Below are 16,446 nucleotides of genomic sequence, written 5' to 3' on the forward strand. Positions count from 1 at the left end.
AAAAGGAAATTCAATAATTAAATTGAATTTCCTTTTATTGATATAAATAATTATTTAATTACCTTTAACCAACCCTTAGGTGCCTCAACACGCCCCATCTGGATTCCTGTTAATGTATCACGCAGCTTTGTGATAACAGGTCCCATATCTTTCATGCCACTTGGAAAACAAATTTCTTTGCCGTGATCTACAATCTTTCCTACTGGTGAAATAACAGCTGCTGTTCCACAAAGTCCACATTCTGCAAAATCTTTTACTTCGTCAAAATAAACAGTTCTTTCTTCTACTTCTAGTCCAAGATAGTCCTTTGCAACTGTTAATAAAGAACGACGTGTAATTGAAGGAAGAATAGTATTTGATTTTGGTGTAACAACCTTGTTGTCCTTTGTTACAAATAAGAAATTAGCTCCTCCAGTTTCTTCTACCTTTGTTCTAGTAGCTGCATCTAAATACATGTTTTCATCAAATCCTTCTGCATGTGCAGTAACAATTGCATGAAGGCTCATTGCGTAATTAAGTCCAGCTTTGATATGTCCAGTACCATGTGGTGCAGCACGATCAAAGTCACTAACACATAAAGTTAAAGGCTTAACGCCTCCTTTAAAATATGGTCCAACTGGTGTTGCAAATACTCTAAACTGGTATTCATCTGCTGGTTTAACTCCAATAACTGGTCCTGTTGCAAACATAAATGGACGGATATAAAGAGTAGCACCGCTTCCATATGGAGGTACCCATGCTGCATTTGCCTCTATAGTCTTTACAATAGCATCTACAAATTTTTCTTTTGGGAAAACTGGCATTTCCAATCTCTTGCAGGAGTTTTCCATACGTTCTCCATTTAAGTCAGGACGGAAGGTAACAATGTGACCATCCTCAGTTGTATAAGCCTTCATACCTTCAAAGCATGACTGAGAATATTGCAGTACACCTGCACATTCGCTAATTGCAACAGTTGCATCCGAACTTAATGCACCCTCGTCCCATTTACCATCTTTGTAGTTAGCAACAAATCTTTTATCTGTTGGAACGTATCCAAAACCAAGGTTCGCCCAATCTATGTTTTTCTTTTCCATACCACTACATCTCCTTATATGTATTAATTAATGTTCCATTGATTCTTCGTCTTATTAATAATACTCTTCTAATCAAATGAAGCATATCGACAATTAATTAGCAACATTTAAAATTGCTTACTTTACATTACATACTATCACATATAATTTTTAAAATAAATATTAAATTCATATTTTTTTATAAAATGCTAATTAAAGGTGTGATTTATTAAACAATAGTAAAATGTAAATGGTTTAAATAAAACAATTGAATTTTAACTTGTACTTATCTTTTTTCATTGCCTTAAATATGCGTAAATATTTTAAGCTTTTTTGCATCAAACCCTAACTGAATCGCCACTGCTTCTATAAGCAGAAATACGCTGCATCCATATTTCTTTAAAAAGTACTAATTTAAGCATAAAAAACACACACTAGAATCATCACAAATAATGCAATAATCTAGTGTGTGTTTTTGTTATCAACAACTAATCAAAATCTTGTGAACTCGTTATTTCTATGTGTCATTTGCTCAATTTAGATGCAGGTTCTGATTATACTCAAAATGGGAAGTCATAGATCCAATGAAAATTGCACTGCATGTTTTACGAATTTCTCACGAACTTTTTCGAAACCTATATTACCCCATTCCCATTTTTCCTGTGTTTCATTAAGTGGATGCTTATCAGAGGCTAATAAGATTGATACTGCAGGAAAGGAATAGTACCGACTCACTAGCAACAATGCTGATGATTCCATATCGACACCAACACAACCTTTATTTCGCCAAAACTCTTCTTTTGCAAAAGTTTGACGATACACAGCATCACTTGTTACAGTTGCATCTGTCTTTATTTCAAATTGATTCTTAAAATAGGTATTTGCCTTTCTAAAAAGTTCACTATTGGGATGTGCAAATTCAACATTTTCAAAATAGTGATGTGAAGTTCCCTCTTCGCATAATATTCTATCGGGTATGATTACATCTCCAACATCAACATTCTTTGCAAAAACTCCACACATGCCCACAATGACAATTCGTTTGACACCTAGAACCCTTAATGTTTCCAATGTATCAACCGCCGCCGGAGCACCATATCCTCCACGTGTGAAACACACGGAAGGTTTGCCTTTTATGATTAAACATTTAGGACTATCAAGAAAACAAGGTAACTTTTCAATTAAGGTCTCCGTCTTAAATTCCTTTTCAATAAATTTCAAAGCCATTCCAATTTCAAAAATAACGCATGTCGCTGGCAATTCACAGGCATTGCTATTTCCATGATTACTTTTAACGTGTCTTTCTGCCGTTATAATTGGCATGGTATGATCATCTTCTAAAGTCCAATTCAAAACAACTCACCTCCATGTTGAGAAACATTGTGCGAATTATAAATAATCTGAACCGAATATACCATAAAAAACAATATAATAAAAAGATTCGAACCGTGATGGTTCGAATCCTTTTATTATCTTTATAAATTGGTGCGGATAACAGGATTTGAACCTGCACGATTTCTCACTAGAACCTGAATCTAGCGCGTCTGCCGTTCCGCCATATCCGCAAGATACAAAAAATATTATACCACCTTGGTAATAAATATACAACCAGAAAGATTGAAATGGCTAATACCAAATTCATTCTAGCAAACTGGAAGTTTACTCAGAGTACAGTTAAGTATGATTTTTCTCCGCTATCCCTGCTAAAAATCTTGAACTTAATGCTAACGCATGGCGTAAACAATAGTGCTCAGCGCAGCTGGCACTATTAAGTTCTAAGATTTACCTAAGTGAAACAAAAGGTAAATCCACCTTTGTTGTACTCTGTACTCTGAATAAGTTACCACAAATATTTGAAGAAATAATATTTTACTCTCCCCTGTCTTTTTCTCATTAACTCCTCAAATTTATTATAAAAACTCTTTTTATCAAACTTACCTTCCCCTCCATTTCCATAATATTCACTATAAACCCGATCTGCAATATATCTAATAATATTACTAATTTCATTATCCTTTATAGCTTCCGAAAATTCAATTTCGCCTACATTAAGTGGTTTATATATACCAACACTCTCAAGTCTCCTTTGACAATAATTATAAAGTTTGAGCACACCTTTATAATTTAAAGCTCGTCTTATAATAATTATCTTATATAAAGCTCTGAGCAGAAATATTACAAAAATACAAATAACCAATAGATGAAATTTATAATTTACTTTTTTCTTAATTGAAGTGTTTTTTTTGACGTTTGTACTCTTTCCCTTCTGCTTATTATCATCCTTTTTTACAATGCTTTTTACACTTTGCTGATTTTGTATACTTGAGCTTTGCCTCGTTTTTTCGCTACCTGAATTATGTGTAATTTTATTATTTTCACTATTCTCGTAAATATATTGTGCCGCTGATGGAGTAGCATCTGCAATGTACCACATATTAAGGCTCGAATTAATTAACACTTCTGTCCAAGCATGCGCATCTGCATTTGTAACAACATAGTTTCCATCAGAGTTTTTTCTATTTATCATTTTTACGCCTTCTACGTATCTTGCTGGTACATTGGCAATTTTGCACATAACGGTCATGGCGGTAGCAAAGTACACACAATACCCCTTTTTTTCATTAAACAAAAAATTATACAATAAGTTCCTATCTATATTTTTAACCTCAAGAGAATACGTATAATTCTTTTTTAAATATTGCTCTATTCTGTAAGCTTTTTCTGTATCAGATTTGGCTCCTTTGACTATTTTTTTTACAAGCTTCACTATTCTGTCATCAACATTGCTGTATCCACTAATAAATTTTTCATTATATTTTTTATATTCCTTATACTCCTTGTCAGTAAAAGTGGTATTTCCATTATCATCTTTAAAGATTTTGTCTTCGCCTATTTCTTCATTATAAGCCTTGTCCAACGTCATATCCTCTCCATAATCATAGTAAGATATATTATAAGTCGCTATGTCATCTTCTTTAAAAATAGAATTTTGTGGGCTTAAAAACGTATTTATGTTGTTTACAGAATAGGTTAGATATGGATGAAATAACATGTTCTTGTCATATCCTATTTCAATATTGAACTTATTTACCTTCAAGTTTTTTAAAGTGGAATATAATTTTTTTTCAGGATAATACTTATTGTTTTTCACATATTTATCATCATATATAAATGCTTTCTTGGGTATTTTAATCAGCTTTTCATAATCATTATCCCATGTATTACTATCGTCATCATACTTATTTTTTATTGAAGCCTCTAAATAAACAGGTCTCTTTGCTTTAACCTCAAATTGAGGAGTATTATCAACATTAAGGCTGCCGCCTATTTTTTCTTTGCTTACTTCAGTAATGCTGTCTATGCCTTGAAATTTATGATTTTTATCCGACGAACTAGTAAATCTACCATCATCAAATCCATTTACCCTAGTATATATCAAATCTGAATATACGCCTGAATGATCGTCAGATACATTTGTTATTGACGCATAAATAATCCCTGTAATAAATAAGCTAACAATAAAAAAAGCTGCAAAACTTCTTACTCTTTTATTTAAATTTCCTTTATATTTTGTTAAAACCCTATAATATCCGTCAAACATAAAAGAAAAAACTCCAATGCAGCAATATATATAAGAATATTTTGTTAAAATGCTTTCATAATGCCAAAACCAAAGCACTATCATTAAAATAATATTTATAATTACGCCTATAAAATTTCTCACTTTAAGCGCATTATGAGTATATATAATTGCTATAATTGGAATTAATATAATCATATATGGAAGTATTAAATTTACACTTATGCTTTCAAAATTAGAGTATAAATACACAAATTCATTAGGAATTCCAACAAACAATTTATTAAATGTATTTTCACCAATAAAAGAATCCATTTCCATTAATAGTATAACAATAAAGCATATAAACAAACCTATAGTTAAAAATAATCCCTTTTTTAGGAAAACTTGTTTGAGTCCAGTATATGCTAGCATTCCTACGCCAAACAGCACTGAAAAATAAAGCACATATTCATTTGTATTACCTATTTTTAAACAAAGGCTTATTATTAAAAATATAAATATTAAGTTAATATATGATATAAATATTTGAACTGCCTTCACATTTTCACCCGTTCCCCATCATTTTTGACATTGAAAAACATTGAATTTTAATTGTGCTTAAATATTTATCTTCAAAATAAAACACTATATATTTTATCCTACTCTTTTCTAATAAAACAATTTTCTCTCTTAAGCTTTCATCTATTTTAAATACAATAATACACATACAGTCTTTTTCAGCTGCGTTCTTAGGGTTTAGTATGCTGTCAATCACATTTTTCTTTCCTGTACACTTATTGTAAATCAAATATTCCATAACTTGACCAAATTCAGATTTTCCATTAGAAAAAATAGTCTTTTCATTATCGTTAATAAAATGAATTTCAAATTTGCTGTGCTTGTCCATAATATAACTCAGCATAGATACTGAGTATTCTATATATTTTTCCTCAACGCTCTTTCCAAGCTTCATAATGTATTCATTCATATCTATAAAAACTTTTATCTTCCCATTGTCAAAGTTTTCGTAATTTTTCACATACAACTGCCCCGTCTTTGACGTAGCTTTCCAATGTATCCTCTTATAACTGTCATTATATTTATATTTTCTTATATCTTTGACATTTAAATAGTCATTTTCGATTAAATTTTTACCTATTACGGTTTTAAATATATAATTTAACTTATTTATTTCATCTTGTTTTATGCTCCACACTTTAGGATAAACCCTTATTTTAGGCTTATTTTTTAAATACTTATATTTCGTAAATATAAACATTATATCTTTTATTTCTAATTTAAAATCATTAAAATCATAAATTCCTCTATACTGAAACATAATTTCACTTTTAATTTTCTCTTCCTTATGAAGATTCATATAAAGCATTTTAGTTACTAATTTATTACCACTTATATAATTTACAACTGCAAATGGAATAAAAGAATACAGCTTATTTTTTAACTTTAAATTAAAATCATAATTATCGACAGTATTATACTTCCTTTGATTAAATTCTATTTCTATACTTATTCCAAAATACGAAATAATTAATGAAATTAAACTTATAATCCAACATAAAATTACACAGTAAAATGCTAAATTAAAAATAACTTCTCCCTCTATAAAAAATAAGAAAGCAATGATTATGGTAAAAATCACAAATAATTTATTTACTTTCATCACTTTAAAATCCTTGGAACATATGTTGAAGCTACTATATTATCTATAATTTCTCTAGAAGTTAAATTATTAATATTAGCATTATAGGATAATTTTATTCTATGACAAAGCACCATATAAATATTTTTCCTTATATCTTCTGGTATAACATAATCCCTTCCATCCATAAAAGCCGAAGCTTGTGCAATTCTCAAAATAGCCAGAGCCCCTCTTGTACTTACACCTAAGCTTATATTATCATCATTCCTTGTTTTATCGACTATATCTAATATATAAGATATAAGTTCATCTCTTATATTCACTTTTTTCACTATCTCTTGAAGATAGATTATGTCCTTTTTTGACGCCATTGGTCTAAGCTCTTCTATTGGCTTGCTTTCTTTATATAACTTTAGTATTTTCATTTCATGTTCTTTTACTGGGTATCCTATATTCACTTTTATTATAAATCTATCTAATTGAGCCTCAGGAAGTTCAAAGGTTCCCTCTTGCTCTATTGGATTTTCAGTAGCTAGTACACAAAATGGTTCTTCTATATCATAAGTTGTATTACCATCAGAAACTTGTCCCTCATCCATGGCCTGAAGTAAAGATGATTGGGTTTTAGGTGACGTTCTATTTATCTCATCCGCTAAGAGTATATTGCAAAATACAGGTCCTTTTTTAAATTCAAACTCCATACTTTTCTGATTATAAATTGAAACTCCTGTAACATCTGATGGCATTATATCAGGTGTAAATTGTATTCTTTTATAAGTTAAGTCAAAGGATTTTACGATTGCCTTTACAATAGTTGTTTTTCCTACTCCAGGTACATCCTCTATTAAAACATTTCCACCTGCAATTATGCCCATGAGAATATTTCTTATTTCAGTATCCTTTCCTACTACTGCTTTTTTGCAATTTTCTATAATTTCATTTATTAATTCATTATTCATAAAAACACCTTTAATCTTAATAGTCTATTTATTTAAATCATAGCTTTATTTTAAAATTATAACATAAAAACAAGCTAGTAAATACGTATTTAGTTTGAATTTTATTTTTATATTATGTTAAAATATCTATAAGGAGCTGATAGAAGTGTATAATCTTGAAAAGTTAAAATACTACCTTAAAAATATACTTGAAATTGCAAGTCCAACTGGATATACCGAAAATTTAATTGATTATGTAAGTGAAGAATTGCATATTTTAGACATAAGTTTTGAAACTACAAACAAGGGTGCGTTAATAGTAACACTGCCAGGTGAAAATGATGAATATCAAAGAACTATTTCAGCACATATTGATACTCTTGGAGCTATGGTAAAAGAAATAAAAGAAAAAGGAACTTTGGCTATTACTCCCCTTGGTGGATATATGATGAATTCTATTGAAGGTGAAAATTGCACTATAGAGACTATTAATGGTAAAAGTTATTCAGGAACAATTCAAACAATAGAACCATCAGTTCACATTTATGATGATGCCAGAACCTTAAAAAGAGAACCTAAGAATATGGAAGTCGTTATAGATGAAAAAGTCTCATCAAAAGAAGATGTTGAAAACTTAGGAATTGATGTTGGAGATTTTATATGCTTTGATTCAAGAACACGTTTTACTGAAAATGGGTTTGTAAAAAGCAGACATCTTGATGATAAAGCAAGCGCAGCAATATTATTATATGCCATAAAATACATAAAAGAAAATAATATAAATTTACCTTATACTACTAGTTTTTACTTCAGCAATTATGAAGAAGTAGGCCATGGTGCAGCCTATATACCCCCTAATACAAAGGAATTCCTTTCAGTTGATATGGGAGCTCCTGGAACTGGGCAAAATTCTTCTGAATACAGTGTGTGCATATGCGCTAAGGACTCCTCCGGACCTTATGACTATTCTTTTAGAAAAAAACTTACTGAACTTTGCCGTAAAAACAATATATCTTATAAAATAGATACTTACCCTCATTATGGTTCTGATGCCTCTGCAGCTCTCCGCGCAGGATGGGATATAAAAACCGCGCTCATTGGAACTGGTGTTTTTGCTTCTCATGGCTATGAAAGAACTCACATGGAAGGAATGGAAGCAACTTTAGATTTACTCATTAAATATTGTGAGCAAAACTAATTGAACCGTTACATCCAAAAAAGATTGCAAACTAAATCAGTGCACAATTCACAATGCACAGTTCACAGTGAACTGTGAATTGTGCACTGCTCTTATAAGTTTCTTAATTTAAAAAAGTATAGTAAATTATATGAAATATTATCATAAGAACAAAAAATATTGAAAGTGCTATGTGTGTATATCTTAAATATTTTTTGTTTATCCCTTTCAAATATCGCATCATTAATCCTGAAATATCTAGACAAATAAAAATGAACAAAGCAGCTTTACCAAAGGTGAACTCCAATACAAACAAACTACTGTAAGAATGAATAACTGCAAACACAGTTCCAATTAAAGCAAAATAGCAATGAAATTCAAGAAATTTTATTTTCATTCTTTTAAGTACAAAATAACTTATACTTAAAATCACAAATATTAAAGCAATTATGCCTAATAAATGATTGATATTCATAAGCCCACCTCACTGCAATACTCAAAACCATTATCTTCTATTAAATAAAAGTCTTGCCTCATATTGCTTGTTATTTTCACCTTTTTATCTTTTGTTATGAATATAGCCTTTGCACCATAATTTTTTATAAGCTGCATTCCTTCTTTATCGCCAAGCACAAATGCAGCTGTAGATAGTGCATCTCCTTCCATAGAATTCTGTGAAATGACAGTAACGCTCATCAAATTAGAATCTGCTGGATATCCTGTTCTTGGATCGATTATATGATGATATTTTACACCTTTGTCCTCAAAATACCTAACATAATTTCCAGACGTAACCACGGACTCATTTGTTATATTAGCAACACCAATTATTTCTCCTCTACTTTTAAAAGGTTCTTGTACCCCAACACTCCAATCACTGTTATCAGGCTTTTCTCCAAAAACCATAACATTTCCACCCAAATTTATGAAAGCAGCATTAACATTATTTTGTTTATATATTTGGGTTGCTCTATCTGCAGCATAACCTTTAGCTATTCCACCCAAATCTATCTTCATATTTTCTTTAGAAAACTTAACTGTATTTTCACCCTCATTTAAAATTAAATTATTATAACTTACAAGAGATATTTTTTCTTTTATTTCTTTTTCAAGTGGTACTCTCTCATGTTTTGTAAAAACACCCCATAGTTCTATGACAGGTGCTAATGATATGTCAAAGGCCCCCTGACTTATTTCAGAAAAATATTTAGCTTTTTTTATTATATAAAAAACATCTCTACTAAGCTTAACCTCTTTTTCGAATCCATAGCTATTAAGTATTCCAATTTCACTTGAATCTTTATAAAAGTTCATTAAAGCTTCAAGTCTTTTCATTTCATTTTCAACTTCCTTTATAGTTTTCCTTGCATTAAATCCATACACTCTCTGAATTATATTTGTTCCCATGCAAAAAATTTCACTTTCAAGGTATTCACTACTCATGCCTTTTCACCGTTTTGTAATGCACTTTCAATAGCTCTTAAAATAACCTTGCTGCTATTTGTTGCACCAGTTACAGTATCTACTTTAACGCTTTGAGCTTTTATAACTTTTTCTAAAATAGTTTCGGCTTTTTTACCTCTTTCGTTTTTATGTTCAAGAAGCTTTATATACATAATTTTATTGTCTTTAACTTGTACCTTAACTACCGCTTTTATATAGCCGACATCACAAGAACCTGTATACTTACCATCTTTAACTTTTTTTAAATCCACATTCTTAATACTAATGTTTTTAACTTCTTTTTTATACTCATTTACAGAAACAAGATACTTTACACCAAAACCAATACAAACTACAATTAAAACACATATTGATATTATAAAAACTTTTTTCATCATATAAAATCAGTCCTTTCGTATTGAATTTAAAATTATTTCGAATCCATTTTCAAGCACCTCTAGTGATGTTCTATCATATACTTTATTTATATATTCTTCTTTTTTATCTATAAGATTAGCAAAACCTAAGATGCACGACCAAAGTGTAAGCGAAATATCTAAAGAAGAAAATTTTTCTGTTATCTCACCATTTTTTATGCCATTTTCTATACTTTCCTTTAGAATATTAAATGTATATTCTCCTTCTTTATCACATTCCTTGTATAATTCATCACTTACATTACTGGTATAATATTTATTTTCATAATCCACGATAGCCTTAAAATATCCCTTGTACTCAACGCTAAATTTAATGAAAGCTTTTCCTAAAGTTTTTATATTAGTAATCTCACTATCATTCTTTCCTTCCTCTAGCATTGTTTTACTCATACAATTAAGTATTTTATATCCCCTAAGCATTATTTCATAATATATATCCTCCTTACTTTTAAAATATGAATATACTGTTTTTTTAGTAAATTCAGCTGCCAGTGCAATATCATCCATAGTTGAATTTTCAAACCCTTTTTTAAAGAATATTCTTTCTGCTGCATCTAATATTTCTGATTCTTTATTTAGTCTTTCTCTAACTTTACGATTATTCATTTGCATAATTCCCTCCGCATTAATATACTCTAAGTTTATAGACTATACTCTCAGTATACTTTATAAACTTATAAAGTCAATATAAAAAATTGTTAATTAACATATTTTTTATATTTTAAATTTAGGCTTAAATGAGCACTATATATAATGTAAAATATTTATAATTAAAATTATATGATATATAATTAAATGAATGAACAATTATAAATTACTCATATCAGGAAAGGGGAAAATATAATGAATAAAAATTGCATTTACATACAAAAAACTCAAAAAAATGAATATGATGAACTGCGAAAAATTTTTTTCAACTCAAGACAAGAAAATTTCAATTGGATGGAACCTGATAGTATAAATTTAGACGATTTTGATAGTAGTACAAAAGGAGAGTTAATATTAACAGCAAAAATAAACAATGAGATTGCAGGATTTATTTCAATTTGGGAAGAGGATAAATTTATTCACAATTTATTTGTTTCGTCAAATTTTCAAAGGTGTGGGGTAGGAAAAGCATTGATAAGTGAAGCTGTAAAAGTAGTTGGATTACCCTTAACATTGAAATGCGTAAAGGTAAATGAAAATGCTTTGAATTTTTATTTATCTCAAGGCTTTACAATCGAGGAGGAAGTTACTGAAAAAGAACCTTATTATTTAATGAAATGGGACTGTCACACTAAATAATGATTTAATATATTTAGTGTGACAGCCTCATATCAATACTGCTCTTTAAAAAATTCACATACCACATTTACTGGACACTCACTGCATTTAGGATTTCTTGCCTTACAAATTTTTCTTCCATGCCATATTATACAATGGTGCATTTTAATCCAATGATCTTCATCTATATTTTCCATAAGCTTGTTTTCAACTTCATGAACGTTTTTTCCTTTAGCTATTCCAATCCTATTAGATACCCTAAAAACATGGGTATCTACTGCAAATGCTGGTTTTCCAAAAGCATTTGCCATAACAACATTAGCTGTTTTTCTTCCAACTCCTGAAAGACTTGTTAATTCCTCTAAAGTTTTTGGCACTACACCGTCAAACTTTTCTACAATGCTCCTAGAGGCTTCAAGTATATTTTTACTTTTATTTTTATAAAGTCCACAAGTTTTTATTATATTTTGAAGTTGTGCTTCATCTAATGTTATCATCTTTTGGGGCGTATTATATTCTTTAAATAGCTCTTTTGTTACAATATTAACTCTTTCATCTGTACATTGTGCACTTAATATGGTTGATATAAGAAGTTCATAAGGACTATTAAAATGCAGTGCACATTCAGCGTCTGGATATGTTTCTTCAAGTATATCTACAACTTTTTTTATATCTTTTTTTAGCACTCTTACACCACCTTATATAATATAACTACATGAAATCTTTATAGTTCTAGAAGGATAATGGGCTCACGCCCAAACCCCGCGTACATTATTACTGCAAATTTTAAACCTAGTGCATTAACTACAGTGTAGTTATTTATAGTTCTAGAAGGATAATGGGCTCACGCCCAAACCCCGCGTATGTTTACTTGCTATAAACTCCTCTGTATTTCTCAGGCAATAGTTCAGCGATTTTGTACATCGCCTCATCTACAACTCTTTTTTCATAATCTTTTCTGTTTTCGTCTTTACCTTTTTTATCTAAGTAAAAAGCTTTTCCAAATGTAACTTGTACATCAGCATATGTGAAATCCTCCTTATACATATCGCCATTTTTATTTATTGGCAGAAGATTTTCACTTCCACTTATACCTATTGGTACTATTATGGCTTTACTCAATTTTGCAATTAACGCAAGCCCTTTTGTTGCTTCTATCATTGCTCCATTTCTGCTTCTAGTTCCTTCTGGGAAAATCAATATATTGCTATTACTTTTCAAAATTTTGATTATTTTTGATAATCCCTCTTTATCAGCAGTATTAGGTCTAATAGGTGTAGTTTTAACGCAGTATGTACCCAATTGAGTAATAGCATCATGTTTAAGTTTAACTCCTGCAACAAAAGTTACATCAAAATCATTTGATACATTTAAAATTTTATTTAATACAAGTCCATCAGAATTGCTTAAATGATTACATATAAATATTATTGGCTTTTGTACATTTTTTAATTCATCTATACCCTGAACACTTATATTTGCATATTTATTTAAATATGAGTTCAAAATCTTTTTGCCTATATAACCGGCAAAAGATACTGGAAGTATTTCTATTATTCTAGCTAGTTTAGGAGAAAGCACATCAATTCCACCTTTCAAAACTTTATAATTTAAAATATGCTAAATATAATTTTATTATAGTTGAAAACCCCCCAAAAGTCTAATTGTTTATTATTTATAGGCAATAAAATAAGCGAGATTTAGACAAATCCAAAATCTCGCGCTTTTAATCTCTAGGCACTTTAAGTTTTCTTTATTGCTAAGAAAGCAACTTTTTTAAGTTCTAGAAGGATAATGGGCTCCGCCCAAACCTCGTATATGATTACTCTCCATAGAATTGATTTATGCTTATTATATTTTCTTTTTTAACTACTTTTTCTTCTTGCTTTTTGCTTTTGGGCACCACCACTTTTGCTGGAACACCAACTGCAGTTACATTTGCAGGGACATCTTTTAGCACAACTGCATTTGCTCCTATTTTAGAACCGTCTCCAACATTAATAGGTCCTAATACTTTTGCTCCACTACCTATCATTACATTATTTCCAATAGTTGGATGTCTCTTTCCTTTATCTTTACCAGTCCCCCCTAAAGTTGAGCCATGATACATAACAACATTATCGCCAACCTCTGCTGTCTCTCCTATTACAACGCCCATTCCATGATCTATAAAAAGTCCTTTTCCAATCTTAGCACCAGGATGAATCTCTATTCCTGTAAAAAATCTACTTGTTTGAGAAATAAGTCTTGCAATAAAAAACATCTTATGATTGTAAAAGTAGTGGGCAACTCTGTACCAGATAAGTGCATGTATACATGGGTATAATAAAAATATCTCCAAGGAATTTCTAGCCGCAGGATCATTTTCCATTACTTTTTTTATATCATATCTTAATGCTTTAAACAATATATACTCACCATCCCATTAATATTAAAAAATAAAGGCTTCACCTCGAATTAGAGACAAAGCCTTGTTGTTTTTTCCACTCTAAGAATAAATTCACACTCCAAAAACACCATCATGTCAGGCAATTTAACGGTTGCAACCGCTGCATCATACTAATTTGTTCAGATGCAGTACTCCAAAGTGCACTTCATGTAAACTCCATTTAAGAACCTTCCAGCATACAGTCCTCTCTCTTAAAACTTCATTTACATTACTTTACTTCATCAACGTATATCCGAGTGATTTACTAAGAATTATACTATTATTATATACTAATTTCCTTGTTTGTCAACATCATTTTTTAATTAAACTTACCTACAAAATCTATGCTTTCCTATAACCTTAATAAGTGGTCTTGACCATATCCACTTATTTGTTGTTTTTGCAGGATTAAAATAATATATTGCTCCGCTAGAAGGATCCCATCCATTTAGCGCATCCCTAGCAGCATTAATTGAACTTTGCTCAATATTAGCATGAATTTGCCCATCAACAATAGCAGTAAATGCACCTGGCTGATATATAACTCCTGCAACAGTAGATGGAAATTTTGGATCTCTTGTTCTATTTAAAACAACAGCTCCAACTGCTACCTGTCCCGTATATGGTTCCCCTCTTGCTTCACCATTAATAAGTCTTGAAAGCAGTACTAAATCTTGGCTATTATTAGAATACCTTTGAGTTGCTGTAGCTGCTGTGCCTGTTGGAAGTCCGAGCGCTGTAAGAGTCCCATTACCTGCAATTCCGTCTGGAGTAAGACCATTATTAGCCTGAAATCTCATAATCGCACGGTAAGTAACATATCCGTATCTTCCATCTATGCTGCCAGTATAGTACCCCCAGCTTTTCAACCTAGTTTGAATTTGAGTTACAACGCTTCCAGAAGAACCATACTTGTATGTAACAGCCTTAACTGCACTATTATATGGTAAAAGCCATACATACATACTAAAATAAGTCATAAGTATAGCAGTACACATAACAATGCTTAATTTATACTTTTTTATCAAGTTCACAAATTTCACAATTTCACCTCCAGCAAAACATTAATTTTGTATTACAAGGTTATTTTGCTCTAAAGTGAAATTTTAATTCAATTTTTTTTAATAATTAGCTTTGTTTTAAATAAGATACCTATTTTTACACTTATTCAAAACAAGGCTACCTTCATTACAACTAAATAAAATTACCTGCAAATGCTAATATAGTAAGTACTATTATAAGTATAACAGTAAATTTTGCTATAAAATTTTGTAACTTATTGTTTACGTACTTTCCCATTATTTCCTTATCATTTACTAACTTAATCATAAAAATCAATACTACTGGACATAATATTCCTGCTATTTGCTGTGTAACCAATATTATATCTACAAGTGATAATCCAGGAACAAGAACAACAATCATACTTACAATTAACATAAACAAAAATAATCCAAAGAATATAGGTGCATCTTTAATTTTATTATCAAGTCCACTTTCAAATCCAAAGGCTTCACATACAGCATATGAGGTTGAAAGCGGAATTATACAACAAGCTAAAAATGATGCTCCAAAAAGTCCTATTGCAAAAAGCGCAAATGAATACGAACCTGCTAATGGTTTAAGTGCAACAGCCGCATCCTGTGCAGTTTCCACCAATTTATGTGCTTTAAACAAGGTTTCAGCTGTACATATAGTTATAAATAAAGCAGTTAAAATTCCCCACACGGTTCCAAGATAAACATCGAGTTTTTCATATTTGTACTCTTTTAACGAAATCCCCTTATCCACAATAGAAGATTGAAGATAAAACTGCATATATGGGGTTATTGTTGTACCTACCATTCCTATGAGAGTTAGCCAATAATCCTTTGTTAAATTTGCCTTAGGGTCGGTTATCCTAGAAACTACATTATTCCAATCTGGTTTAACTAAAATTGCTGTAATAACATAAGCAAAAAAAGTCAATGTCAATAGCAAAAATATTTTTTCCGCTTTTGAATAATTACCCTTTGTCATTACAACCCATATCATAATAGTAAGTATAGGAACTGAAATATATTTGCTTATTTTAAACAATTCCAGACTTGCAGCTATACCAGCAAAATCACCTATGCAAACTCCAAGATTTGCAATAATAAGCACTAACATTGCAAAAAAAGCCCATCTTACTCCATACCTTTCTCTTATTAAATCTGAAAGTCCTTTTCCTGTAACTACAGCCATTCTTGCATTCATTTCCTGCACAACCGCAAGACCAATTCCTATAGCAAATAGTCCCCAAAGCATTGAATAACCGTAATGTGCTCCAATAACAGAATAAGTCGTTACACCTCCGGCATCATTTCCTGCATTTGCTGTAATTATTCCTGGTCCAATTATACTAAATATTAAAAATAATTTTCCAAATTTCTTTTTCATGCGCTCCACCCCTTTGTTAAAAATCAGTTGCCAGTTCATTTACATATAAGTATCTTGTA

General features: G+C 30.6%; 15 protein-coding genes and 1 tRNA gene. 2 read left to right on the forward strand and 14 right to left on the reverse strand.

The annotated features are described in order from the left end of the window. Window positions 1-50: 50 nt before the first annotated feature. The 6 genes from LQK79_RS07660 to LQK79_RS07685 all read right to left on the reverse strand — a co-directional run bounded on the left by LQK79_RS07660 (window position 51) and on the right by LQK79_RS07685 (window position 7,236). A complete protein-coding gene (locus LQK79_RS07660; protein ID WP_231016125.1) occupies window positions 51-1,076 on the reverse strand; it encodes a branched-chain amino acid aminotransferase in 1,026 nt (341 codons plus the stop codon). Window positions 1,077-1,628: 552 nt separating this feature from the next. Continuing rightward, the gene (locus LQK79_RS07665; RefSeq protein WP_231016126.1) at window positions 1,629-2,378 is read right to left on the reverse strand and encodes a nucleoside phosphorylase; all 750 of its coding nucleotides are present in this window, start codon (window positions 2,376-2,378) and stop codon (window positions 1,629-1,631) included. 160 nt (window positions 2,379-2,538) lie between these two features. After that, window positions 2,539-2,620, reverse strand: a tRNA-Leu gene (locus LQK79_RS07670). A gap of 275 nt (window positions 2,621-2,895) precedes the next feature. Next, a complete protein-coding gene (locus LQK79_RS21045) occupies window positions 2,896-5,178 on the reverse strand; it encodes a transglutaminase-like domain-containing protein (protein WP_231016127.1) in 2,283 nt (760 codons plus the stop codon). A 4-nt stretch (window positions 5,179-5,182) separates the two neighbouring features. After that, window positions 5,183-6,298, reverse strand: a complete 1,116-nt coding sequence (locus LQK79_RS07680) for a DUF58 domain-containing protein (protein ID WP_053242140.1) — start codon at window positions 6,296-6,298, stop codon at window positions 5,183-5,185. Beyond that, complete coding sequence (locus LQK79_RS07685) at window positions 6,298-7,236, reverse strand: AAA family ATPase (protein ID WP_231016128.1); 939 nt, start codon at window positions 7,234-7,236, stop codon at window positions 6,298-6,300. Before LQK79_RS07685 ends, LQK79_RS07680 begins: the two co-directional genes overlap by 1 nt. A gap of 145 nt (window positions 7,237-7,381) precedes the next feature. On the opposite strand from LQK79_RS07685, the gene LQK79_RS07690 reads away from it, so the two are divergent. Then, window positions 7,382-8,413 carry a M42 family metallopeptidase gene (locus tag LQK79_RS07690; protein ID WP_053242141.1) on the forward strand — a complete coding sequence of 344 codons (1,032 nt, stop codon included), beginning with the start codon at window positions 7,382-7,384 and terminating at the stop codon, window positions 8,411-8,413. Between the two features lie 450 nt (window positions 8,414-8,863). Here the strand turns inward: LQK79_RS07690 and LQK79_RS07695 are convergent, their stop codons facing one another. From LQK79_RS07695 to LQK79_RS07705, 3 genes are read right to left on the reverse strand one after another with little or no spacing between them, the layout of a single operon-like run. After that, window positions 8,864-9,835, reverse strand: coding sequence for an FAD:protein FMN transferase (locus tag LQK79_RS07695; protein ID WP_231016129.1), 972 nt, complete (start codon window positions 9,833-9,835; stop codon window positions 8,864-8,866). Beyond that, a complete protein-coding gene (locus LQK79_RS07700; RefSeq protein ID WP_231016130.1) occupies window positions 9,832-10,233 on the reverse strand; it encodes an FMN-binding protein in 402 nt (133 codons plus the stop codon). Before LQK79_RS07700 ends, LQK79_RS07695 begins: the two co-directional genes overlap by 4 nt. Before the next feature lie 6 nt (window positions 10,234-10,239). Beyond that, window positions 10,240-10,878, reverse strand: coding sequence for a TetR/AcrR family transcriptional regulator (locus LQK79_RS07705; RefSeq protein WP_231016131.1), 639 nt, complete (start codon window positions 10,876-10,878; stop codon window positions 10,240-10,242). A gap of 237 nt (window positions 10,879-11,115) precedes the next feature. Between LQK79_RS07705 and LQK79_RS07710 the strand changes: the two genes are divergently transcribed. Beyond that, entirely contained in the window at window positions 11,116-11,559 is a 444-nt protein-coding gene (locus LQK79_RS07710) for a GNAT family N-acetyltransferase (protein ID WP_231016132.1), read from the forward strand. A 32-nt stretch (window positions 11,560-11,591) separates the two neighbouring features. Here the strand turns inward: LQK79_RS07710 and nth are convergent, their stop codons facing one another. The 5 genes from nth to LQK79_RS07735 form a co-directional block, all read right to left on the reverse strand. After that, entirely contained in the window at window positions 11,592-12,224 is a 633-nt protein-coding gene (nth, locus tag LQK79_RS07715) for an endonuclease III (protein ID WP_231016133.1), read from the reverse strand. A gap of 181 nt (window positions 12,225-12,405) precedes the next feature. Next, window positions 12,406-13,119: a lysophospholipid acyltransferase family protein gene (locus tag LQK79_RS07720; RefSeq protein WP_053242147.1), complete on the reverse strand. Its 714-nt coding sequence runs from the start codon at window positions 13,117-13,119 to the stop codon at window positions 12,406-12,408. 241 nt (window positions 13,120-13,360) lie between these two features. Continuing rightward, window positions 13,361-13,909 (reverse strand): serine O-acetyltransferase EpsC, encoded by a 549-nt coding sequence (gene epsC, locus LQK79_RS07725; RefSeq protein WP_231016165.1) that lies wholly within the window; start codon window positions 13,907-13,909, stop codon window positions 13,361-13,363. Between the two features lie 386 nt (window positions 13,910-14,295). Next, a complete protein-coding gene (gene sleB / locus LQK79_RS07730) occupies window positions 14,296-14,964 on the reverse strand; it encodes a spore cortex-lytic enzyme (protein WP_231016166.1) in 669 nt (222 codons plus the stop codon). A gap of 196 nt (window positions 14,965-15,160) precedes the next feature. After that, window positions 15,161-16,387 (reverse strand): Nramp family divalent metal transporter, encoded by a 1,227-nt coding sequence (locus tag LQK79_RS07735; RefSeq protein WP_053242149.1) that lies wholly within the window; start codon window positions 16,385-16,387, stop codon window positions 15,161-15,163. Between the last annotated feature and the right edge of the window lie 59 nt (window positions 16,388-16,446).

Source organism: Clostridium guangxiense (genome assembly GCF_021043395.1).
Taxonomy (GTDB): Bacteria; Bacillota; Clostridia; order Clostridiales; family Clostridiaceae; genus Clostridium_S; species Clostridium_S guangxiense.